Genomic DNA, 21,380 nt, shown 5'->3' with positions numbered 1-21,380 from the left:
CGCCAATGTCCGGAAAAGGGGCCCGTTTTGGAGCTCTATGTGGTACGGCGCAGCCGGGGGGCTCCGCAACGTGGCGCAGCCCACAGCGAGCCGTGGCGGGAGTACTCGCCCTGGCGGCGAACGGCCGCGAGAATGCATGGTGTCCGCGGGCCTTTCGTGCCGCGTGGCAGGGACGCTCGTTGTTGATGAGTGGGCACCGATTTGTGCCGCGAGCGGGCGTCCCGGCGAAGGCCGAAGGAGCACAAGCGATGGGCGAGGGGTACGCATGACTGACACCGGCCAGGTCCCGGGCGAGGGACTGCCGGAGGACGCAGGCATGGTGGCGCAGCCGGGCATCCCCGCTCCGGGCGCGTACACCTTCCTCGAACCCTCCGAGAACGCAGCCGAGGACGACGACCTGCTGTTGATGCCGGGCGCGCAGGGCGCGTGGAGCGACCCGCAGGTCGTTCCGTCGGCGGCGCCGCAGATGCAGCAGCAGGCGGAGCCGGTGCGGGAGGCTGCACAGGCCGAGGCGGTGCGGCAGATGCAGCAGCCTGGGCAGGTAATGGAGGCTCCGCAGCCCGAGGTGGCGCAGCAGGTGCAGCAGCCTGGGCAGGTAATCGGGGCTCCGCAGCCCGAGGCGGTGCAGCAGATGAAGCCGGTGCAGCAGGCCCCCCAGATGCAGGCGGCGGTGCAGGAGCAGCACGCTCCGCAGGCGCAGCCGGTGGCGCAGGTCTCGGAGATGCCCCAGGCTCAGCCCGTGCCCCAGGCCCAGCCCGTGCCCCAGGCGTCGGAAGTACCGCAGATGCAGCCGATGCCGCAGCTGTCCGAGGTGCCGCAGGCACAGCAGTTGCCGGACGCGCAGCAGTTCCCGCAGTCGTCCGAGATGCCGCAGGCGGAGCAGGCCGGCCCGCAGCTGTCCGAGGCGCCGCAGATGCAGCCGGTGGCTGAGATGTCCGAGGCGCAGCAGGAGCCGCAGGGGTCCGAGATGCCGCAGATGCAGCCCGTGGCGCAGCAGGCCGACGCGTCCCAGCCGCAGCACGGTGCCCAGATGTCCCAAGTGCCGCAGGGTCCCCACGATTCTCGGGGCGGTCAGCCGCCGCAGGGCGCGGAGCCCGGCGCGCACGAGGCCGGTGGCCGCGATTCAGGGTCCGTCGACCTCAGCGGCGTACGCATGCCTCCCGCCGCTGCCGCCGCTGCTCAGACGCCGCAGCCTGCGCGTCGCCCGCTGCACCTCGGCCCGCCGATGCCCGAAGCGACCGGCGGAGTCGTACGCTCGCTGGCCGACCGGGGTCCTGCCGGTGCGGGGGCGAGTGTCGGCGCGAGTGCTACGCCGCCGAATCCCGTGCCCGTACGGAACGTCGTGCCCGTGACGACAGGCCCCGAGTACCTCGACATTCCGGGGGACGAGGCGGCCGCGCTGCCCGGGCCGCAGCTCGGCGCGATCCCGTCGCAGGTGGCCACGCCCTGGACGCCGCACGTGCAGCTGCAGGGTCCTGAGGCTGCTGCGCAGGAAGCCGCAGCAGAAACGGTCGTTCCGGAGGCAGTGGCTCCGGAGCCGCAGACGCAGGCCGCGCCCGAGGTGGAGCCGGTGTCGGAGCCGGTGGCCGAGCCGGTGGCCGAACCCGTTGCGGAGGAAGTTGTGAGCGTCCCGGCCGAGCCGAAGCCGATCGCTATAGAACCCGTGGCGCCGGAGCCGACCGAGCCCGCCGAGGCCGTAGCCCCCGAGCCGGAGCAGCCGCAGCCGGCGCAGGAGCCGCAGCCCGTCGGCGAGTTCGTGCCGGTCGACGGCTCGCTCCCGAGCACCCCGCACCCGGCCCCGGCGGCCGAATCCGTAGAGGTGGAGGTCGTGGCGGAACAGTCCGCCCCCGAAGCGGAAGCGGAAGCCGTACCGGCACCCGTCGAGACCCCGGCGCCCGAGGCCGAGCCCGTCGCCGCCGAGGCGCCCGCGGAGCCCCCGGTCGAGCAGCCGGTGGCCGAACCGTTGGCAGAGGTGGAGGCCGTGGCCGAGCCGACCGAGCCCGCCGAAGCCGAGGCTGAGGCCGTAGTCACCGTGCCCGCCCAGCGCGACGGCGGCGGCGCCGCAGAGCTCCCGGCGCAGTCGCAGCCCGAGGCCACAGAGCCCGAGGCCGCAGAGGCAGCGGCCCCCGAGGCCGACACCAGCGCGGACACCGGCGCCCACGCCACCGCCCCCGCCCCCGGCTACGACGACGCCGAGCGCGAGGCAGTCCTGCGCGTGATGCGCGAACGCCGTGACATCCGCAACGGCTTCCGCAGCGACCCCATCCCGCACGAGGTCCTCCTCCGCGTTCTCGAAGCGGCGCACACCGCGCCGAGCGTCGGCCACTCCCAGCCCTGGGACTTCGTCGTCATCCGCTCCGCCGAGACGCGCAGGTCGATGCACGAACTGGCCGCCCGCCAGCGCGACGCGTACGCGAAGTCGCTGCCCAAGGGCCGGGCCAAGCAGTTCAAGGAACTGAAGATCGAGGCCATCCTCGACACCCCGGTGAACATCGTCGTCACCGCCGACCCCACCCGCGGCGGCCGTCACACCCTCGGCCGGCACACCCAGCCGCAGATGGCGCCGTACTCCTCCGCGCTCGCGGTCGAGAACCTCTGGCTCGCGGCCCGCGCCGAGGGCCTCGGCGTCGGCTGGGTCAGCTTCTTCGACGAGCGCGAGATGGTCCGTGCCCTCGGCCTGCCCGAGCACCTCGAAGTCGTCGCGTACCTCTGCGTGGGTTACGTCGACGAATTCCCCGAGGAGCCCGAGCTGATGCAGGCGGGCTGGTCCAAGCGCCGCCCGCTGTCGTGGGTCGTCCACGAGGAGACGTACGGCCGCCGCGCGCTGCCCGGCGAAGAGCCGCACGACCTGCTCCAGGAGACCGTTTCCAACATCCGCCCGCTGGACGCCAAGGCGCTCGGCGAGGCCTGGGAACGCCAGAAGCGCATGACGAAGCCCGCCGGCGCGCTCGGGATGCTCGAAATCATCTCGGCCCAGCTCAGCGGCCTCTCCCGGATGTGCCCGCCGCCGATCCCGGAGCCCGCGGCCGTCGCCATCTTCGCCGGCGACCACGGGGTGCACGCCCAGGGCGTCACGGCCTGGCCGCAGGAGGTGACCTCCCAGATGGTCGCCAACTTCCTCGGCGGCGGCGCGGTCTGCAACGCCTTCGCGAACCAGGTCGGTGCGGAGGTCTGCGTCGTGGACGTGGGCGTAGCGGGCGAACTCCCCGCCACGCCGGGCCTGCTGCCCCGCAAGGTGCGTGCGGGTACGGCCGACTTCACCACGGGCCCGGCCCTGGCCCACGAGGAGGTGCTCGCCGCGATCGAGGTGGGCATCGAAACGGCGCGCGACCTGGTCGCCGCGGGCAACAAGGCGCTGCTCACAGGTGAGATGGGCATCGCCAACACCACGGTGTCCGCCGCGCTCATCGCGGTCTACACAGGCCAGGACCCGGCCGAGATCACCGGGCGCGGCACGGGCATCAACGACGAGATGCACGCCCGCAAGGTCGATGTCGTACGCCGCGCCCTGGACCTCCACCAGCCGGACCCGGCGGACCCCGTCGGCGTCCTGGCGGCGGTCGGTGGCCTGGAACACGCGGCCCTGGTCGGCTTCATCCTCGGCGGAGCGTCTCTGCGTACGCCGGTGATCCTGGACGGCGTCAGCGCGGGGGCAGCGGCCCTGGTGGCCCGCGCCATCGCCCCTGAGGCGCTGGCTGCGTGCATCGCAGGCCACCGCAGCGCGGAACCGGGCCACGTGGCCGCCCTCAACAAGCTGGGCCTGCGCCCACTGGTCGACCTCGACCTCCGCCTCGGCGAGGGCACGGGCGCACTGCTCGCGCTCCCGGTGGTGCAGAGCGCGGCGAGGGCGATGCACGAGGTGGCAACGTTCGACTCGGCGGGCGTCACGGAGAAGTAACGGGGGCGGCGGGCGCCACACCCGGCTTCCCCCACCCCACCCCACCCCGAAACTGGGGGCGCGGCCCGGCTTCGGGGAGGGGCGGGCCCGTACGCGCCGTGCCGCCCGAGCCGCTGGGCCGGGGCCTGCGCCCTCGACAGAGGTGGGTTCCTGCGGGGCACACAAGGGTCCTGCGTGCGCTCGCGCGTTGCTGTTTGGCCGGACACAGGCGCTGGGGCCCTTCGGGCACCCGGTTGATGCAGCCCGGCACGCGGCGCCGCATCCCCGCAGGCTGTTGCTGCGCAAACCCGTCACACAGTGCTGCATCCCGCAGGGGATTGTTCCGCAAATCAATGCAGGCGGGCTGCACCTCAGGCGACGGGGCTGTGCCTCCGCACGCAGGGTGCTATGCCTCCCTGTACGAGGGTGCTGTGCTCCGCACACGGGACACCCGCGCTGCGAAGCTGCCGCATCCATGAGCCGGGGTGCCCCGCACCCACCACCGCCCATCCCTCCGGGGGTCTGGGGGCCCGCCCCAGTTTCGGGAAGAATGGGGTCTCCCCTGCTCGAACGAAGTTGAGAGCTTGGGGAAGGGGAGGGGACAGCTCCGCGCAGCAGCCCCCTCCGCCCGCACGACAACCGCACCGCACCCGTTGACCGCCGCACCTGTACAGCACCCGCAGCACAACCCGCACCGGCACGGCAGCCACACTCGCAGCACAACCTGCACCCGACACACCCGCCCGCCCCCCGCCCCCAGCCGCCCACCGACCTCCCGCCCCCGGCCCGTAAGGTATTGGCGAGGTGTCGAAACCTCGCCCCACCAGCCGCTTCGCCGTCGCAGCGGTACAGAGCCGTAACCACTCCCCGCCAGAGGAGCCGCACGCCATGACCGCGCACGCCGCCGCAGGCGACCCGCATCCCGCCTACCCCGTCGGCCTCCGCCTCGCCGGGAGGCGCGTCGTCGTCGTCGGCGGTGGCCAAGTCGCCCAGCGCCGCCTCCCCGCGCTCATCGCGGCCGGCGCCGACATCGTTCTCGTATCGCCGACCGCCACCCCCTCCGTGGAGGCGATGGCAGAGGCGGGCGAGATCCGCTGGGAGCGCCGTCCGTACGCCGAGGGGGACCTGGCCGACGCCTGGTACGCCCTGATCGCGTCCAGCGACACGGCCGCCAACAACGCCGCATCCGCCGAAGCCGACCGCACCCGCACCTGGTGCGTCCGCAGCGACGACGCCGACGCGGCCACCGCCTGGACCCCGGCCACCGGCCGCTCCGAAGGCGTGACCGTAGCCGTCCTCACCAGCGGAGGCCCCGACCCCCGCCGCACCGCCGCCGTCCGCGACGCCATCGTCGAGGGCCTGCGCGACGGCACCCTCGTCGCCCCCCACCACCGCACCCGCACCCCGGGCGTCGCCCTGGTCGGCGGCGGACCCGGCGACCCGGACCTCATCACGGTCCGCGGCCGCCGCCTCCTCGCCGAGGCGGACGTCGTCATCGCCGACCGCCTCGGCCCGCGCGACCTCCTCGACGAACTCCCGCCGCACGTCGAGGTGATCGACGCCGCGAAGATCCCGTACGGCCGCTTCATGGCCCAGGAGGCCATCAACCACGCGCTCATCGAGCACGCCAAGGCGGGCAAGGCCGTCGTACGCCTCAAGGGCGGCGACCCGTTCGTGTTCGGCCGGGGCATGGAGGAGGCCCAGGCACTTGCCGAGGCGGGCATCCCGTGCACCGTCGTCCCGGGCATCTCCAGCTCCATCAGCGTCCCCGGCGCGGCCGGAATCCCTGTGACCCACCGGGGAGTTGCGCACGAGTTCACGGTGATCAGCGGCCACGTCGCCCCCGAGGACCCGCGCTCGCTCGTTGACTGGAAGGCGGTCGCGGGACTCCGCGGCACGCTGGTGCTCCTCATGGCGGTCGAGCGGATCGGCGCGATCGCGGAGGCCCTGACGGCGTACGGCCGCTCGCCGGAGACGCCTGTGGCGATCATCCAGGAGGGCACGACGGCCGCGCAGCGCCGCGTCGACGCGACGCTCGCGACGGTCGCCGAGAGGGCCAGGGCCGAGGACGTACGCCCGCCGGCCGTCATCGTCATCGGCGAGGTCGTCACCGTAGGGTCGAAGTAGGTCGAGCCGAGTACGTCGAGGCCGGCCGGACCAAGTCGAAATAATCAGTAACCCCCGGTAACCCACGGCGGCCTAGCCGTTGGCACCGCACCCACGACAAGGCAGTATCACCCTGTGGCCGATCTCATCACCATCGACGACCCCGACGACCCGCGCCTGCGCGACTACACGGGCCTGACGGACGTAGAACTCCGACGCAAGCGCGAGCCCGTCGAGGGCCTCTTCATCGCCGAGGGCGAGAAGGTCATCAGACGCGCCAAACACGCCGGTTACGAGATGCGGTCGATGCTGCTCTCCGCCAAGTGGGTCGACGTCATGCGCGACGTCATCGACGAGGTCCCGGCTCCGGTGTACGCCGTGAGCCCGGACCTCGCCGAGCGCGTCACCGGCTACCACGTGCACCGCGGCGCGCTCGCGTCGATGCAGCGCAAGCCGCTCCCGACCGCCGACGACCTGCTCGCGACGGCCCGCCGGGTCGTCGTCATGGAGGCGGTCAACGACCACACCAACATCGGCGCGATCTTCCGCAGCGCCGCGGCGCTCGGCATGGACGCGGTACTGCTCTCCCCGGACAGCGCCGACCCGCTCTACCGCCGGTCGGTCAAGGTGTCCATGGGCGCGGTCTTCTCCGTGCCGTACGCACGCCTGGAATCCTGGCCCAAGGATCTCGAAAACGTGCGCGAGGCGGGCTTCAAGCTCCTCGCCCTCACGCCCGACGAGAAGGCCTCGGCGATCGAGGACGCCGCCCCGCACCGCCTCGGCCGGGTGGCGCTGATGCTCGGCGCCGAGGGCGACGGGCTGTCGAGGCAGGCGCTGGTCGCGGCCGACGAGTGGGTGCGCATCCCCATGGCGCACGGCGTCGACTCGCTGAACGTGGGCGCCGCGGCGGCGGTCGCGTTCTACGCGGTGGCGACGGGCCGCCCGGAGTCCTGACGGCCCCGGTGGCTCAGCGGCTCTGTCGCGTCACGTCGAGGTCGAGAGCGGTACCAGCGGCACCGATGGCAGCCGCGTCCCGGCCGTCGAGAGTTGCGCCGAGACTTCTGGCCGGCCCCTGACAGCCCTGCGCCGCCGCGATCCCCAGCGCCACCAGCAGCGTCACCACGACGAAGACGACGATGCGCTGCCGCAGAAGCCTCGTGTTCGCGGGGCGCCGCCCGGTCGATGTGGTCCGCGCCCCGGGCCTGGTCCCCGGCCTGGTCCCGGGCCGTCCGTTCGTGCGCGCGCCGGAACGCGTCGTACTGCGCGGCGCCGCAGTAGGGCGTGCACCCGTACGCGATGACGAGGCGCGCGGGACCTGCGCGCGGGGCGCGGGCGTACCCGTCGCGCGCCCACGCTCGGCGTCCTGATCGGCGTGCCGCCCAGTCGGCCAGTCGTGTTCCCCGCGCTGCGCGGGCGGCCGGACCTCCGCGACGCCCTGCGCCTCCCGTGCCGCGATCTCCATGAGCCGCATGGAGAGTTGGAGCGTGCTGGGCCGTTCCTCCGGATCCTTGGCGAGGCAGGCCCGTACCAACGGCGCGAGCGCGTCGGGCACCCCGAGCAGCTGCGGCTCCTCGTGCACCACCCGGTACAGCATGACCTCCGAACTGCCCTGCCCGAAGGGGGAGTCCGCGGTTGCGGCGTACGCGAGGGTGGCGCCCAGCGCGAAGACGTCCGTGGCCGGAGTGACCGCCGCGCCGCGCACCTGCTCGGGCGCGAGGAAGCCGGGGGACCCGACGGCCGTACCGACATGCGTGAGGGTGCTCGCGCCGGTCGCCCAGGCGATGCCGAAGTCGATGATCCGGGGCCCCTTGGGCGACAGCAGGATGTTCGACGGCTTGAGGTCTCGGTGGACGACCCCGGCCTCGTGCACGGCGACGAGTCCTTCCGACAGCGCCGCACCGATCGAGGCCACCTCGGAGGCGGCCAGCGGACCCTCGTCGGCGACCTTGTCGTGCAGCGAGGGGCCGGGCACGTACTGGGTCGCGAACCACGGCCGGTCCGCCTCCAGATCGGCCGCCACCAGCCGCGCCGTACAGCCGCCCCGGATCCTCCGCGCCGCCGACACCTCGCGCGCGAAGCGTGACCTGAACTCCTGATCCTCCGCCAGGTCCGGCCGGATCACCTTCAGCGCGACGCGCTGGCCACGCCGGTCGGAGCCCAGATAGACGACGCCCATGCCGCCCGCCCCCAGCCGCCGGTGAAGCCTGAACGAGCCGACGACACGCGGGTCCTCGCGCCGGAGCCGCATCATCGCCATGTCCGTCCCCTACCTCCGGTGGGGGCCTCCCCCACCCCTGCTGCTGACCGGTCCGTTCGACGTGGCACAGCTTACGTACCTGCGGCCCGGTGTGCTCATAGGCCGCGCCCTCGCGAATCGATCGATTGTCAGTGCCGGGTGGGAAACTTGAAGAGTGGTCAGGGGGCGGCCGATCCGCCGTCCCCGGCCCGTGCGAGATCTCAAAGGTCCGTCGCAGAAGGGGGATTGGATCAATGAAGGGCGATCGCGTGGAGATAGTCGTGGACGCGGGAGACACGACCCGTGCGTACGAGGTGGTGGCCGGCAGGGCAGGCCGACGGGTGGAGACAGCGGTCCGCAGGGGAGTGGTGGAAGTGAGTGAAGTCACGCTCCCCCATAGCCTCAAGGGCATGGGAGGTGCCCCCACCGGCTCCGTGGTACGCACCGCACGCTTCATGGCGACCAGGGTGCTGGCTCTGGTCGAACAGCCGGTCCCGAGGGAGGAAGCATCCGAACGGTCCGAACGCCAGGAGCGCCCCCTCCGGGAAGACCCCAAGACCTAGGACCGCCTCTCCACCCTGGGGAGTACGCCGGGGGTGGCGGCTCATCCTCCGGGAGGCCCGCCAATCGGTACGCGGGCATGACGACCCGGTCCTGACGCGCCCCTAATGTTGAGGTCAAGCGGCGGGTGGAGCACTCGTCCCCCGAGGTCAGACACCCGCCGCTGCCCATACATGACAGGAGAGGGACCATGGCGGACACGGCATCGCGGACGATAATCCGCACGCAGGGACGCAGGGCATTCGCCTCGTTCGGCGGCCGCCCGTCCGGCACGCGCCACCCCTTGGTGGCGACGGCCATGGTTCTTCCCCTCGCGGCCCTGCTCGTCGTCCTCTTCGGAGGCTGGGAAGCAGTGGTCACACAGGCGTCGTCCGTGGGTGTGATGCTCGGGCGCTGAGCGGCGCCCACGGCCCCGGTAGAGCGGACCGGGCCAGGACATCCGGCCATTTCAAAACCCCGTGGGGACGGGGGTGCGGCGGACGGCTGCGTTTGCCCGGACAGCTGGGGAGCTGTCCGGGCAACGCCTTTTCCCGACCCGGGTCAGCCCGTCCGTCGTTTGAGGACAGGCCCACAGGGCACCGCTGGTGGCACCGCGTAGGCTCCCCAGCGGCATCGACCGCACCGCACTCCGGGGAGCCCGTGACCGTAACCGTCGCGCAAGCGCTGCGCGCCGTAGCGCATGACGTGGCGCAGCTCCCCCCACCGCGCCGCCCGCGCAAGCGCCCCGCGGACCCCTGCGCCTGCCCGCACCCCGATGTCCTCGCCGACCGCCCGGACGGCACGGTCGTACGCCACGGAGACGTCGTCGCGAAATCCCACGCCCCGGACACCGGCCTCGCCGCCCTCACCGCACGCATCGCCACGGCCGCCGCCCCGCCCCTCGCCGGCATCCTCCTGCCACCGCTGCCCGTACCGGCCGCTGAGACCGGGTTCACCACGCTGCTGCACGGACGGCCGTTGAGCCTCTGGCCGTACGGATCCCCGGTCGACCCGGAGGACCCCGACGCGGCCCCCTGGGAGGACGCGGCAACTCTCCTCGCCCGGCTGCACGCGGTCGCCCCGGGCGAGCTCCGGCCCCCGGAGCCGTTGCCACCCATGCGCGGCCCCGCCAAGGCAGCCCGGGCCATCGCCCGCATGCGGGCAGTGGCGGGCACCCATCCCGCCACGGCGTCCATCCTCCGCGCCTGGGCCGGCCTCCCGGCCTGGGCCCGGGACGAGGCCCCCGCCCCCAAGAACCGCACCGCCCTCTGCCACGGCGACCTGCACCTCGGCCAACTCGTCCGCCACCCCGCCCCCGACGGCCCCTGGCTGCTCATCGACGTGGACGACATGGGCATCGGCGACCCTGCCTGGGACCTGGCCCGCCCCGCCGCCTGGTACGCAGCCGGCCTGCTCGCGCCCGACGTCTGGGACCGCTTCCTCGGCTCGTACCGCGCCGCAGGCGGTACGGCCGTCCGCCCCGAGGGTGACCCCTGGCCGCAGCTCGACGTGCCCGCCCGAGCCCTGACGGTCCAGACCGCGGCCCTCGCCCTCGCCAAGTCGGCGGCCGAGAACCGGCCGTTGGACGAGGTGGAGGAGATGCTGATCGAGGCGTGCGTCCGAATCTCGGCCCTACGGCCCGAGTTGGAGTGCGAAGCGACGCCGTAGGGTGAGCGGACCGCCGCCGGGCATACATTCCGGCGATGCCGAACCAACGGCGAGGAGTTGAGCCGACCATGCAGTGTCCCAAGTGCCATGCGCCCATGCACACGTACAACCGCAATGGTGTCCAGATCGAGCAGTGCAGCGGTTGCCGCGGGATATTTCTCGACTACGGGGAGCTCGAGTCGCTGACCCGTCTCGAATCCCAGTGGGCCCAGCAGGCGCCGCCCGCGCCACCGGCCCCGCAGGCCTACCCCGCCGCCCAAGCACCCGCCTGGGGCGCCCCGCAGCACGGCCACCACGGTCACCACGGCGGCCACCACAGGCAGAAGGGCTTCGGCCGGATGCTCTTCTCCTCCTGACCCCAGGACGGGAACAGGACCAGGGCACGAAGAAGCCCCCGGCCGTCGAGACGGCCGGGGGCTTCTTGCTGGTGCGCGATACTGGGATTGAACCAGTGACCTCTTCCGTGTCAGGGAAGCGCTCTCCCGCTGAGCTAATCGCGCGGGGATGATCCTGCGTACTGCCGGCACTACGTACCGCTGATGCTGCGAACTGCGTGCGCGATACTGGGATTGAACCAGTGACCTCTTCCGTGTCAGGGAAGCGCTCTCCCGCTGAGCTAATCGCGCGGGACGGACACCCCGTTGCCGGGGGTTCCAGTGGACGATACTGGGATTGAACCAGTGACCTCTTCCGTGTCAGGGAAGCGCTCTCCCGCTGAGCTAATCGTCCTTGGAGGTGGAGACGGGATTTGAACCCGTGTAGACGGCTTTGCAGGCCGTTGCCTCGCCTCTCGGCCACTCCACCAGGAGTGAAATCGGGGGTTCGGGAAGATCCCCCACACCGAGCGGACGACGAGATTCGAACTCGCGACCCTCACCTTGGCAAGGTGATGCTCTACCAACTGAGCCACGTCCGCTTGTCTTCCGGGGCGCTTCCACGTCCCGGCGACGTGTTGAACTCTAGCGGATTCCCGGGCCAGTACAAAAACGCGTTTGTGCAGCGTGCTGCGCTGCGTTCGCCCCGGCGCAGGTCATGACGCCCCGCTCTAGACTCAGGGCCGTGCACGACCTTCCCCCTTTGGCCCGCTTCGGCGGCCTTGTCGCCTCTGACCTGCGCGATGTCACCAGTGACCCCGCCGCTCTCGACTCCGCCGGCTTCTGGGCCGTCGCAGCGGACTTCGAGGGCCGTCTCGTCTGCGCCCGCTTCGGCGACGTACGCAAGGAGCCGGTTCCCGCCCCTGTGCCGGGCAAGTGGCACGGGCCCGCCGCCGGTGCCTGGACGTCCTCCATGGACCGCGCCGCGTACACCGAGGGCGTACGCCGCATCCGCGAGCACATAGCCGCAGGCGATGTCTACCAGGCCAACCTCTGCCGCGTCCTGACCGCGCCGCTGCCCGACCCGGCGGGCGCCGACGTCGACGCGCTCACCGCGCTGCTCGCCCGCGGCAACCCGGCGCCGTACGCAGGAACGATCCGGCTGCCGGCGCACGGCGTGGAGATCGCCACCGCCTCGCCCGAGCTCTACCTGCGCAGGGACGGGCGGACCGTCGAGTCCGGGCCGATCAAGGGAACCGGGCGTACGGCGGACGATCTCCTGGAGAAGGACCACGCCGAGAATGTCATGATCGTGGACCTCGTCCGCAACGACCTGGGCCGAGTCGCCGCCACCGGATCGGTGACCGTCCCCGAGCTGTGCGTGGTCGAACCGCATCCCGGCCTCGTCCACCTCGTCTCCACCGTGCGCGCCGAGCTCGCGCCCGGCGCCGGATGGGCCGGGCTGCTCGCGGCGACGTTCCCGCCGGGCTCGGTGACCGGCGCACCGAAGGCCAGCGCCCTCACGATCATCAAGGCGCTGGAGACCGCGCCGCGCGGTCCGTACTGCGGGGGCATCGGCTGGGTCGACGCGGACCGTGGCACCGGTGAGCTGGCCGTCGGCATACGTACGTTCTGGATCGACCGCACCGTCCCCGGCGGCCCGGTCCTGCGTTTCGGTACGGGCGCGGGCATCACCTGGGGCTCCGACCCCGAGCGGGAATGGGACGAGACCGAACTCAAGGCCTCCAGGCTGCTCGCGGTAGCGTCGGGCACGTACCGGGCGACGGAAAGGACCGTTTCATGAAGCTTTGGGTCGACGGCGGGCTGCAGGACGCGGCCACCGCCAGGGTGTCCGTACTGGACCACGGTCTGACCGTGGGGGACGGCATATTCGAGACCGTGAAGGCGACCCGGGGACGGACCTTCGCCCTGACCCGGCACCTGGAGCGGCTGGCCCGGTCCGCCCGCGGCCTCGGCCTGCCCGAGCCCGACCTCGACGAGGTACGCCGCGCCTGCGCCGCCGTCCTGGACGCCAACCCCATGGAGCTCGGCCGCCTGCGCATCACCTACACCGGCGGCACCTCGCCGCTCGGCTCCGAGCGCGGGGACGCCGGTCCCACGCTGGTCGTGGCGCTGGGGGAGTGCGCCCGCCGCCCCGACAGCACCGCTGTCATCACCGTCCCGTGGACGCGCAACGAGCGCGGCGCCCTCACCGGACTCAAGACCACGTCGTACGCCGAGAACGTGGTCGCACTCGCCCGCGCACGCGAACAGGGCGCCTCCGAGGCGCTGTTCGCGAACACCGTCGGACAGCTCTGCGAGGGCACCGGCTCCAATGTCTTCGTCGTACTCGAAGGCCGGCTGCTCACCCCGCCCGTCTCGTCCGGCTGCCTCGCCGGGATCACGCGGGCCCTGGCCGTCGAATGGACCGGCGCCGAGGAGACCGACCTGCCGCTGGACGTGCTGGAGCGGGCCGAGGAGGTCTTCCTGACGTCCACCCTGCGCGATGTCCAGGCGGTGCACCGGATCGACGGGCGCCGGCTGCCGGACGCCCCCGGACCCGTGACGGCCAAGGCCATGCGCGTCTTCGACGAGCGCGCCGCGTCGGACCTGGATCCGTAAAACGGACCCGGGGCCGTAAGACGCCGTGAAATTGGATGACGTGCGGCGGCCCTGCGGGTACAACTCCCGTGATGACCACAACTCTGCGGCCGACCGCGCCGCTCCAGCAGGGCCCGGACGGCGCCAAGTCACGTACGTACGAAGTGTGCGTGAACGGCCGCCCGGTCGGCACGATCGAGCTCGCGACGGATCCCCGCTACGGGTCAGGGGCCGGCCGCATCACCGCACTGCACATCAACGAGGCCGACCGGCACCGCGGGCGGGCGACGGTTGCCGCGCTCGCCGCCGAGGAAGTACTGCGCGGCTGGGGATGCGACCGCGTGGACGTCTCCGTGCCGCCGGAGGCGACGGCGGCGCTGAACCTGGCCGCCGCCCTCGGCTACACCGAACGCAGCCGCAACATGTTCAAAACGCTGCCCGCGCAGGCCCCCGCGCTGCCCGAAGGCGTCGCGGGCAGACCGATGACCGGGAGCGAGTACGACGCCTGGCTCGCCCACGCCAAGGCCCGTTACGCACGGACCCTGGCCGAGCGCGGACTCCCCGAGGAGGCGGCGCAGGCCAAGGCCGATGCCGATCACGCCGCTCTCGTCGGACCCGCCACCCCCGGCACGTACCTCGGCGTCCTGACCCGCGACGACACGGTCGTGGGCACGCTCTGGCTGTCGCTGCGGCACCCGCTCCCCGGCCGGAGCGGCGCCTTCGTCTTCGACGTCGAAGTGGCCGAGGGGCACCGAGGTCAGGGGCACGGACGTTCCCTGATGCGGCTCGCCGAGGGCGAGGCGCTGGCGGCCGGGGCCGAGCGCATCGGGCTCGATGTCTTCGCGGACAACACCCCGGCCCTGCGGCTGTACGAATCACTCGGCTACGAGCCGGTGATGTACCACCTCTACAAGCAGCTGCTCTAGACGGTCAGGAGCGGGCGAGCAGACGGTCGACGATCTCCTCGATGCGCTCGCGCAGCCCCTCCTGGCTCTTGCCGCCGTCCAGCCGCTCCCCGTCGATGACGTACGTCGGGGTGCCGGTGACGCCGATGGCCTTGCCCTCGGCCTGGTCGGCGTCGACGATCAGGAGGTGCCGGCCGTCGATCAGGGCGGTGTCGAACTCCTCGGTGTCCAGACCCAGTTCGCGTGCCACATCGAGGAGCACCGGCTCACCCTTCGCCGCCAGGTCCTTGGTACGGGCGAGAAGCGCCTCCACGTACGGCCAGTCCTTGCCCTGGTCGACCGCTTCCTCGGCGGCCTGGGCGGCGGCGTAGGCGTGCTTGTTCTTTTCGAGGGGGAAGTGCCGCAGCCGCAGTTCCAGACGGTCGCCGTACCGCTCGCGCAGGGCGCGCACGTCGTCGAGCGCGGAGTGGCAGTCGGGGCACTGGAGGTCGCACCAGATGTCGAGGACGACGGGACGGGCGGGGATGGAGTCGCTCATGGGGCCAGTGTCCCAGCCACACCGGCCGGTTCCCAACCAGGACCTGGGTAGGATCCCGCCCCCTAGATCTCCCGGAGATCTCTCCGAGGTCGTACGGGGGCGTGGCCCCGGCACCCCCGGCCGGTGCAGGATGGAGGGGTACGTAACCCACGAGGCTGGAGGACCGGATGCTGGCTGAGACCGTCTGTTCCGCGGTGTCCGCGGCCGGTCTGGGCATCGCCGCGATCACCGCGTACCGCAAGCGATTCCTGGCTGCCACGCGTATCGCCGCCTATTCGCTCGTCCCTGTCGGCCTGGTCATGACCGGCGTCGTCGAGTGGGTTTCTGGAATCGCCTTCAAGCCAAGTGTGTGGGGCGGGTTCGTTCTGCTCGGGCTCGCCTGGCTGCTCTTCATGACGACCAGGGCGGTGGAGCGCCGCAAGGGCGGCACCCGCAAGGAGCGCAAGGCCGCCAGGGCGGCCCAGCGCGAGGCCGTCGCCCCGCAGGCGTCCGCGCCGTCACTCGCGGCGGGCCGTCAGGCGGAGGCGCAGCCCCCTGCCCCTCAGGGCAAGGCCAAGCAGAAGCCCGCCGCGCCGGCTGAGGACTTCAGCGACATCGAAGCCATCCTGAAGAAGCACGGCATCTGACAGCCGGCACCGGGCGGGAGACCCGAAAGCCTGGCATCTCGGACACGAAAGCGATTGCCGCCGTGTAACGGATGGGCGGGATCCGACGAACTCCCCCCGCAGGTGAGCGTGTTGGTCATCGGGGGCGGTCGTACTGCGCCATGATCACCCCGAGATGCTGGACACATCCCGGGGCGACGCCCCCGCACCCACCGAAGGCCCTGCGCCTTCCGAAGAATCGCGCGGCTGCCTCTTCGCGCTTTCCCAGCCACCCCTGATGATCTTCCTCGGGCTGATCGGCTTCCTGCTGCTGCTGGCTGCGATGCACGATCTTTTCCTGCTGTGAAGCGTGCTGTGAGGGGTGCTGTGAGGCGTCAGCCCGCGGCTTCCTTGCGGCGTGCCCGGTACGCCGCCACATGCAGCCGGTTTCCGCAGGTGCGGCTGTCGCAGTAGCGGCGGGAGCGGTTGCGCGACAGATCGACGAACGCCCGCCGGCAGTCCGGCGCCTCGCACCGCCGCAGCCGCTCCTGCTCGCCGGAGACGACTATGAAGGCGAGGGCCATCCCGCAGTCCGCCGCGAGATGGTCCGCGATGGAGGCGCCGGGCGCGAAGTAGTGCACGTGCCAGTCGAAGCCGTCGTGGTCGGTCAGCCGGGGCGTGGTCCCGGCGGCCGCCACCAGCTGGTTGATCAGCTCCGCGCCGGTACGGGGGTCGGGCGCCGAGAACACGTCCGCGAAGCGGGCTCGTACGTCCTGTACGGCCCTCAGATCCTTCTCGGTGAGTTCACCCACGTCGCTGACGTTGTGGAGCCGTACGAAGCCGTACAGCGCCTCGATGTCCGCGAGCCGGTCGGTCTGCTCGCTCTCCGGCTCGCTCTCGGGCGCCGTGTTCACCAGATCGACGACGACGTCGAGTGCTCGCCGGGTGTCGTGGGGGATCAGCACGATTCGCTCCCTGGCCTGCTGCGGGCCGGTGCCCGCCGATGCTGGCCGACTTTAGCGGCTCGCGCGCAAAGCGCACCGGCGCCGTCTTCACGGTGGATTCCGCGGAGACGGCGCCGGTGTCTGCCGTATGTGGTTGTCCGTCCTTCGCCGTCGCCCCGAGTCGGACGGCGATGGAGGGCTCTCGGGCTGGCTCAGTTCTCCGCCAGGATGTGTGAGAGTTCGGTGTCGAGATCGAAGTGACGATGCTCGGTGCCGGGTGGCACCGCGGCGTCCGTCCGCTTCAGGAACGACTCCAGCGCCCGCGCCGGGGCTTCGAGCAGTGCTTCTCCTTCCGGGGAGCTCAGGGCGATGCAGACGACACCCTGGCCGTGACTGCGCGACGGCCAGACTCTGACGTCTCCGGTGCCGGTGGGCCGGTGCAGGCCCTCGGCGAGGAGGTCACGGGCGAACACCCACTCGACGGTTTCCTCGGCTCCGGTGTGGAAGGTGGCATGCACGGCGTAAGGATCGGCCGTGTCATACCGCAGGCCCGCGGGTACAGGCAGTGATGACTCGCTCGACACAACGAGGCGCAGGTGCAGCTCGCAGCTGACCGTGGTGTTCATAAGCGCCAGGGCCTTTCGCTCAGTGTGCGCTCGGGGATTCGCACGTCGGCGAAATCGACATGCCACCTACGGTGCCGTTGTAAACCCCTCTGACCTTTTTGTGGCTCTTCAGATAGCTCGTACGGCGGAGCGTCACTTGATGCGATACGGCCATTCCGGTGATGCGGCCGAATCCGGTAGGTTGGGCCACATGAATGCGGAGAGTAACGAGCGGGAAGAAGTCGTCGCACCGGCGGCCGCAGAGCCCGCCACGGGGGGCGCGACCGAGGGCGAGCGCGAGCTGGGTTCGCGGGCGCCGCAGATCATCAAGCGGTACAGAACGCTGCACCTGAGCTGGCAGGTCGGCGTCTTCGTCATCGGCCTCGCCGTCGTGGCCGCGGGCGTGGTCATGCTGCCGCTGCCGGGCCCCGGGTGGCTGGTGATCTTCGGCGGCATGGCGATCTGGGCGACCGAGTTCGTATGGGCGCAGCTGGTGCTCCGCTGGACGAAGCGGAAAGTCACCGAAGCGGCCGTGAAGGCACTCGATCCGAAGGTCCGCCGGAGGAACATCATCCTCACCACGGTCGGCCTGGTGATCATCGCTGTGCTGGTCGGGATCTACGTCTGGAAGTTCGGCATGGCCATGCCGTGGAACATCGACGAATGACCCGTGATCGGTTCGGGGGACCTTCCCCCAGCCTCCGGCCGGGGGGACCCCCGGCCATGGGGTAATGTTTGCGGAGCGCCGGGGCGATTAGCTCAGTGGGAGAGCGCTTCGTTCACACCGAAGAGGTCACTGGTTCGAACCCAGTATCGCCCACCCGGACCGAAGGCCCGGAAGACGAAAGTCTTCCGGGCCTTCGTCGTTGTCGTGTGCCGTTTCAGTGCATCCGGCCGAGGGTGTCCCGCAGCCTGCGGGCGTCGCGCAGCCGCTGCTCGTACGTCGCGCCGACCGCCAGCAGCAGGAGACCCGCGAGGGCTGGCGGCAGCCAGCGGGGGAGTACGCCGACGACCTGAACGACGTACGGCGCCAGCTCGTGCAGCGCGACCAGGGCCAGGGCCGAGCCGCCGAGCACCAGGAGGGCCTGCAGCCGCTGCCGGGCGCCGGTGAGCGTGACGGCCAGGGCCGCTGCCCCGAGCAGCAGCGGGCGCAGCCAGTGCTCGTCGCCCCAGGCCGCGATCAGGCTCGGCAGCAGGGTCGCAGCCAGGCCGGGACCGTACGCCGTCCAGGACGACGCCTCGCGGTCGCGCCGCCGCCGCAGTACGCCGACGGCGAGCGCCGGGACGGTCACGGGCAGGGTGTACGCCTCTGGGGTGGCGACGTCCGAGGCGCCGAGGCGGACCCAGGTGGCCAGCACGAAGAGCGCCACGGCGGCGTACCCGACGAACCGGCGGTCGGGCCGTACGGCCGTGCCCGCTGCGATGACACCGCACAGGGCCAGCACCAGCGCGAGGGCCGGCGCATCGCCGGAGGCGAGCCCGACCGCGAGGAGGGCCGCGGCGGCACCCGTGATTTCCATGGGCAGAGCGGTGAGGTGACCACGGATGCGGACGGCCAGGACAGCCACCGCCACTGGGACGGCCAGTACTGCCAACGCGACCTGATGGGCCGGGAGCTCGAACGCTGCGGCTACGGCTCCGGCCAGCCCGGTCGCGAACACGACGGCCGCACAGGCGGAGACAGGCGGCGCGACGCTGCCGGTGGCAAGCGCGGCGGCCGCGCCGAACAGCACCAGCAGGAAGCCGAGGACGGCGAAGGTGGCCGCCTGCGAGGCCAGGGCCACGAGCGAAACGGAAACCGCCGACGCAAGGGCGCAGCCGAGCCCGGTGAGGGCGAGGGCGGAGCCAGGGCCGGGTTGGGCGGTGGCCGGGGGACGGGTGGCGTTGCCGGAGAGGCGCGTCAGCGCTGTGGGGCGTGCCGCCAGCGCCAGAGGGGCCGCCGTCAGCAGTGCGTACAGCGGAACTGCCACCGCGTAGCGGAGGTCAAGCGCCGCCGGGGTCGCGAACGTCGCTGCCCACGTCAGGGCCAGAGCCGCGCACGCCGCCGGGGTGTGCCAGGGGCGGTCGGCGATGGTCAGGCGGCGGGCCGCCAGCAGGACCGCGGCGGTCGTCAGCAGGACCAGCGGAGTCGCCGTCGTCCAGGACCACGGGAGGTCGGCGGAGAGCGCGTCGCGGACGCCGGCCGGGGCGCCGGACCACGCCCGTTCCGCCCACGCCACAGGGCCCAGCAGCGTGACCGCCAGCGGCGGCAGCGCCCACAGCGTGCCTCCGGCGAGCACCGCACCCGAAGCACTGGCCAGGCCGAGGACCATGGGGCGCGGCAGGCTCACCCGTACAACGGCCAACAGGGCCACAGCGCACAGCACATACGCGGGCACCGCCCACGCGTCCGGCACGGCAGGCCGGACCACGCCGCCGACAGCCGCGATCGCCGCAACCCCCGCCGCGACCGAAGGCGCCACCGTGTGCGGCGACGGCGCGCGCCAGGCGGCGAACAGGGCCAGGGCCGCGATCGCCAGAAGCAGCACACCGGGACGCACCGCGTCGGCGGCGTCACCGGCGGTCACGGACATGGCGCCGACACTGAGCAGCGCCCAGGCACCCGCAAGCCAGGCGGCGCCACAAGCCATCGGCCGCACGCCACGGCCCTTGCCCCACAGAGCGACGGCGACGTCGAGCGCGGCCGTCGCCAGCAGCGACCAGGTCAGTGTCAGCGGGCCCGCACCGGAAGCCAGCGCCCAGAGCGGGAAGGGGAGTTGAACGGCGACCAGAGCGGCGGGCAGCGGTATCCGCAGCCGGCCGAGCCCCAGACCGTACGCCGCCCAGAGCGCCGCCAGCGCCGCCGAACTGATCGCCGCGTAAGCGAGGCCGTCGGCGGCGGGCAGCGCGGCCCGGTGCAGGGCGTACGCATCGAGCACCGTCAGTACGAGCCCGAGCGCGGCCACCGACTCGGCGGTCGAGACGAGCCCACGGCGCAGCAGTACAACCGGCGCGGACAGCGCCAGCGCCGTCACGGCGCCCAGCACCGCAGAGCGGCCGCCGATGCCCATGTGACCCCAGCTGACCAGCGTGAACGCGATGGCGGCGATCGTCAGCAGAATCCCGCCGAGCGCCAGCAGCACGTTCTGCGCACTCGGCGGCGATGCGTCCGGCGCCGACGCGGCGGTCATGGGCGCACGCGGCACGTGCCCGCCGCCGAAGCCGGGGGCGGGGCCCGCGAAGGGGTTCTGCGGGGCCGGTTGCGCGGCCTGCATGGCGCTGAGCAGCCACGCCCTTCGGGTGAGCAACTGCGTGCGGCGGATCTCGAGTTGACCCAGCTCGCGGTCGAGGAGGATCAGTTCCTCGGCGGGTGGTGGCGCATTCTCCATGCCGGGAGTGTGGCTCAGGCCACACGCCGGGGCATGGGCTCGGATACTCAGATCCGTGTGAGTACCCCCGGATCCGCGCAGACTTCAGGCATGGACTGGTGCCACTACCGCTTCCGCACCGTATGGGATCTGACCGCCTCCCCCGACGCGGTGTTCGCCGTGCTGGAACGCGCCGAGGAGTACCCGAGGTGGTGGCCGCAGGTGCGCGAGGCCACCCGGATCGACGATCGCACCGGCACACTCCGGTTCCGCTCCCTCCTGCCGTACGAACTCGTCGTCACGGTCGGCCAGGCGCGCCGCGACGCGGCCGCCGGCGTACTGGAAGCGGCCATGACCGGCGACATGGACGGCTGGGCACGCTGGACCGTGCGGCCGCACGGCACCGGCACACGCGCCGTATACGAGCAGGAAGTGGAGGTGCGCAAGGCCCTGGTGCGGCGGTTCGCCGTCCCCGGACGTCCCGTCTTCATCGCCAACCACGCGCTGATGATGCGGGCGGGGCGGCGCGGGCTTGCGGCGGCCCTCGCGGTTTGAACGAAACCCGCAGGGGGTTGTATGGTTCAGTCCGTTCCCGGGCGATTAGCTCAGTGGGAGAGCGCTTCGTTCACACCGAAGAGGTCACTGGTTCGAAACCAGTATCGCCCACCGGGAAAGGCCGGTCCGTCACAGACGGACCGGCCTTTTTTCATGCCGCCGTACGCCGCCGCCACAGGGCGCCATGAAGAAACCAGCCGCTGTCAATAGGTGAGATTCATGTCGTCACGGGTAGCCCACTGCCGCTGCCGGGGTGCAGCCGACTGCACCATGACTCGGGTGCCTGCTGGATGGTAGGGGCCGTGCCGCTCTCTATACCGTGATCCACGAACGCGAAGAACGCCAGACGCTCGACGAAGGGGCACCCGATGAACTCCGCGACCAAGACGCTTCTGTGGCTGCTGCTGATCGCCTGCGTGGCCGCCAATCTCTTCTTCAACCTCATGGTCGACGAGAGCGGGCTGCAGATCGCGCTCAGTGTCGTCTCCGGCGTCTTCGGCCTCGGCGCGATCACCGGCCTGGTGCTGATGAAGAAGACAGCCCGCTGAGCGACCGTACGA

20 protein-coding genes and 7 tRNA genes are annotated in these 21,380 nt (G+C 71.9%); 17 read left to right on the top strand and 10 right to left on the bottom strand.

Going from position 1 to position 21,380, the window contains the following annotated elements; translation table 11 throughout:
- The first annotated feature begins 265 nt into the window (after positions 1–265).
- The 3 genes from cobT (at position 266) to PXH83_RS02540 (ending at position 6,937) form a co-directional block, all read left to right on the top strand.
- Complete coding sequence (gene cobT, locus PXH83_RS02550) at positions 266–3,898, top strand: nicotinate-nucleotide--dimethylbenzimidazole phosphoribosyltransferase (RefSeq protein ID WP_274556159.1); 3,633 nt, start codon at positions 266–268, stop codon at positions 3,896–3,898.
- Positions 3,899–4,765: 867 nt separating this feature from the next.
- Positions 4,766–6,004 (top strand): uroporphyrinogen-III C-methyltransferase, encoded by a 1,239-nt coding sequence (gene cobA, locus PXH83_RS02545; RefSeq protein WP_274556158.1) that lies wholly within the window; start codon positions 4,766–4,768, stop codon positions 6,002–6,004.
- A gap of 114 nt (positions 6,005–6,118) precedes the next feature.
- Complete coding sequence (locus PXH83_RS02540) at positions 6,119–6,937, top strand: TrmH family RNA methyltransferase (protein ID WP_274556157.1); 819 nt, start codon at positions 6,119–6,121, stop codon at positions 6,935–6,937.
- Positions 6,938–6,950: 13 nt separating this feature from the next.
- Here PXH83_RS02540 and PXH83_RS02535 read toward each other — a convergent pair whose 3' ends face one another.
- Complete coding sequence (locus tag PXH83_RS02535; protein WP_274556156.1) at positions 6,951–8,240, bottom strand: serine/threonine-protein kinase; 1,290 nt, start codon at positions 8,238–8,240, stop codon at positions 6,951–6,953.
- A 233-nt stretch (positions 8,241–8,473) separates the two neighbouring features.
- On the opposite strand from PXH83_RS02535, the gene PXH83_RS02530 reads away from it, so the two are divergent.
- The 4 genes from PXH83_RS02530 to PXH83_RS02515 all read left to right on the top strand — a co-directional run bounded on the left by PXH83_RS02530 (position 8,474) and on the right by PXH83_RS02515 (position 10,783).
- Positions 8,474–8,782 carry a hypothetical protein gene (locus tag PXH83_RS02530; protein WP_274556155.1) on the top strand — a complete coding sequence of 103 codons (309 nt, stop codon included), beginning with the start codon at positions 8,474–8,476 and terminating at the stop codon, positions 8,780–8,782.
- Positions 8,783–8,970: 188 nt separating this feature from the next.
- On the top strand, positions 8,971–9,177 hold the full coding sequence (locus PXH83_RS02525; protein WP_274556154.1) for a hypothetical protein: 207 nt from the start codon (positions 8,971–8,973) through the stop codon (positions 9,175–9,177).
- Between the two features lie 242 nt (positions 9,178–9,419).
- A complete protein-coding gene (locus tag PXH83_RS02520) occupies positions 9,420–10,427 on the top strand; it encodes an aminoglycoside phosphotransferase family protein (RefSeq protein WP_274556153.1) in 1,008 nt (335 codons plus the stop codon).
- Positions 10,428–10,495: 68 nt separating this feature from the next.
- Positions 10,496–10,783 carry a TFIIB-type zinc ribbon-containing protein gene (locus PXH83_RS02515; RefSeq protein ID WP_274556152.1) on the top strand — a complete coding sequence of 96 codons (288 nt, stop codon included), beginning with the start codon at positions 10,496–10,498 and terminating at the stop codon, positions 10,781–10,783.
- Positions 10,784–10,852: 69 nt separating this feature from the next.
- Here the strand turns inward: PXH83_RS02515 and PXH83_RS02510 are convergent.
- The 5 genes from PXH83_RS02510 to PXH83_RS02490 form a co-directional block, all read right to left on the bottom strand.
- Positions 10,853–10,927 (bottom strand) — tRNA-Val (locus PXH83_RS02510).
- A 54-nt stretch (positions 10,928–10,981) separates the two neighbouring features.
- Positions 10,982–11,053: transfer RNA gene (locus PXH83_RS02505), tRNA-Val, on the bottom strand.
- 31 nt (positions 11,054–11,084) lie between these two features.
- Positions 11,085–11,156, bottom strand: a tRNA-Val gene (locus PXH83_RS02500).
- Between the two features lies 1 nt (position 11,157).
- Positions 11,158–11,231, bottom strand: a tRNA-Cys gene (locus PXH83_RS02495).
- 39 nt (positions 11,232–11,270) lie between these two features.
- Positions 11,271–11,343, bottom strand: a tRNA-Gly gene (locus PXH83_RS02490).
- 143 nt (positions 11,344–11,486) lie between these two features.
- Between PXH83_RS02490 and PXH83_RS02485 the strand changes: the two genes are divergently transcribed.
- From PXH83_RS02485 to PXH83_RS02475, 3 genes are all read left to right on the top strand, one after another.
- The gene (locus tag PXH83_RS02485; RefSeq protein ID WP_274556151.1) at positions 11,487–12,545 is read left to right on the top strand and encodes a chorismate-binding protein; all 1,059 of its coding nucleotides are present in this window, start codon (positions 11,487–11,489) and stop codon (positions 12,543–12,545) included.
- Positions 12,542–13,363, top strand: coding sequence for an aminotransferase class IV (locus PXH83_RS02480; RefSeq protein WP_274556150.1), 822 nt, complete (start codon positions 12,542–12,544; stop codon positions 13,361–13,363). The genes PXH83_RS02485 and PXH83_RS02480 overlap by 4 nt, the downstream gene beginning before the upstream one ends.
- Before the next feature lie 71 nt (positions 13,364–13,434).
- A complete protein-coding gene (locus PXH83_RS02475) occupies positions 13,435–14,268 on the top strand; it encodes a GNAT family N-acetyltransferase (RefSeq protein ID WP_274556149.1) in 834 nt (277 codons plus the stop codon).
- Positions 14,269–14,272: 4 nt separating this feature from the next.
- Here PXH83_RS02475 and PXH83_RS02470 read toward each other — a convergent pair whose 3' ends face one another.
- Positions 14,273–14,785: a DsbA family protein gene (locus PXH83_RS02470; protein ID WP_214926072.1), complete on the bottom strand. Its 513-nt coding sequence runs from the start codon at positions 14,783–14,785 to the stop codon at positions 14,273–14,275.
- Between the two features lie 167 nt (positions 14,786–14,952).
- On the opposite strand from PXH83_RS02470, the gene PXH83_RS02465 reads away from it, so the two are divergent.
- Positions 14,953–15,411, top strand: a complete 459-nt coding sequence (locus PXH83_RS02465) for a hypothetical protein (RefSeq protein WP_274556148.1) — start codon at positions 14,953–14,955, stop codon at positions 15,409–15,411.
- A gap of 154 nt (positions 15,412–15,565) precedes the next feature.
- Positions 15,566–15,736: a hypothetical protein gene (locus PXH83_RS02460; protein WP_274556147.1), complete on the top strand. Its 171-nt coding sequence runs from the start codon at positions 15,566–15,568 to the stop codon at positions 15,734–15,736.
- A 28-nt stretch (positions 15,737–15,764) separates the two neighbouring features.
- On the opposite strand, the gene PXH83_RS02455 is transcribed toward PXH83_RS02460, so the two are convergent.
- Entirely contained in the window at positions 15,765–16,334 is a 570-nt protein-coding gene (locus PXH83_RS02455) for a CGNR zinc finger domain-containing protein (protein WP_274556146.1), read from the bottom strand.
- 191 nt (positions 16,335–16,525) lie between these two features.
- Positions 16,526–16,939 (bottom strand): SsgA family sporulation/cell division regulator, encoded by a 414-nt coding sequence (locus PXH83_RS02450; RefSeq protein ID WP_003987206.1) that lies wholly within the window; start codon positions 16,937–16,939, stop codon positions 16,526–16,528.
- A gap of 190 nt (positions 16,940–17,129) precedes the next feature.
- Here PXH83_RS02450 and PXH83_RS02445 point away from each other — a divergent pair, with 190 nt between their 5' ends.
- Both PXH83_RS02445 and PXH83_RS02440 read left to right on the top strand, forming a co-directional pair.
- Entirely contained in the window at positions 17,130–17,585 is a 456-nt protein-coding gene (locus tag PXH83_RS02445) for a TIGR02611 family protein (RefSeq protein ID WP_274556145.1), read from the top strand.
- A gap of 81 nt (positions 17,586–17,666) precedes the next feature.
- Positions 17,667–17,738 (top strand) — tRNA-Val (locus tag PXH83_RS02440).
- Between the two features lie 61 nt (positions 17,739–17,799).
- Here the strand turns inward: PXH83_RS02440 and PXH83_RS02435 are convergent.
- Entirely contained in the window at positions 17,800–20,286 is a 2,487-nt protein-coding gene (locus PXH83_RS02435; RefSeq protein ID WP_274556144.1) for an SCO7613 C-terminal domain-containing membrane protein, read from the bottom strand.
- Between the two features lie 90 nt (positions 20,287–20,376).
- On the opposite strand from PXH83_RS02435, the gene PXH83_RS02430 reads away from it, so the two are divergent.
- From PXH83_RS02430 to PXH83_RS02420, 3 genes are all read left to right on the top strand, one after another.
- Positions 20,377–20,820: an SRPBCC family protein gene (locus tag PXH83_RS02430; RefSeq protein WP_274556143.1), complete on the top strand. Its 444-nt coding sequence runs from the start codon at positions 20,377–20,379 to the stop codon at positions 20,818–20,820.
- A 39-nt stretch (positions 20,821–20,859) separates the two neighbouring features.
- Positions 20,860–20,931 (top strand) — tRNA-Val (locus PXH83_RS02425).
- A 257-nt stretch (positions 20,932–21,188) separates the two neighbouring features.
- The gene (locus PXH83_RS02420; protein WP_274556142.1) at positions 21,189–21,368 is read left to right on the top strand and encodes a hypothetical protein; all 180 of its coding nucleotides are present in this window, start codon (positions 21,189–21,191) and stop codon (positions 21,366–21,368) included.
- Positions 21,369–21,380: the final 12 nt, after the last annotated feature.

This window comes from Streptomyces spiramyceticus (assembly GCF_028807635.1).
Classification (GTDB): Bacteria; Actinomycetota; Actinomycetes; order Streptomycetales; family Streptomycetaceae; genus Streptomyces; species Streptomyces spiramyceticus.
The sequence above is the reverse complement of the archived record's forward strand: the minus strand, read 5'-3'. Positions and strand labels throughout refer to the sequence as shown.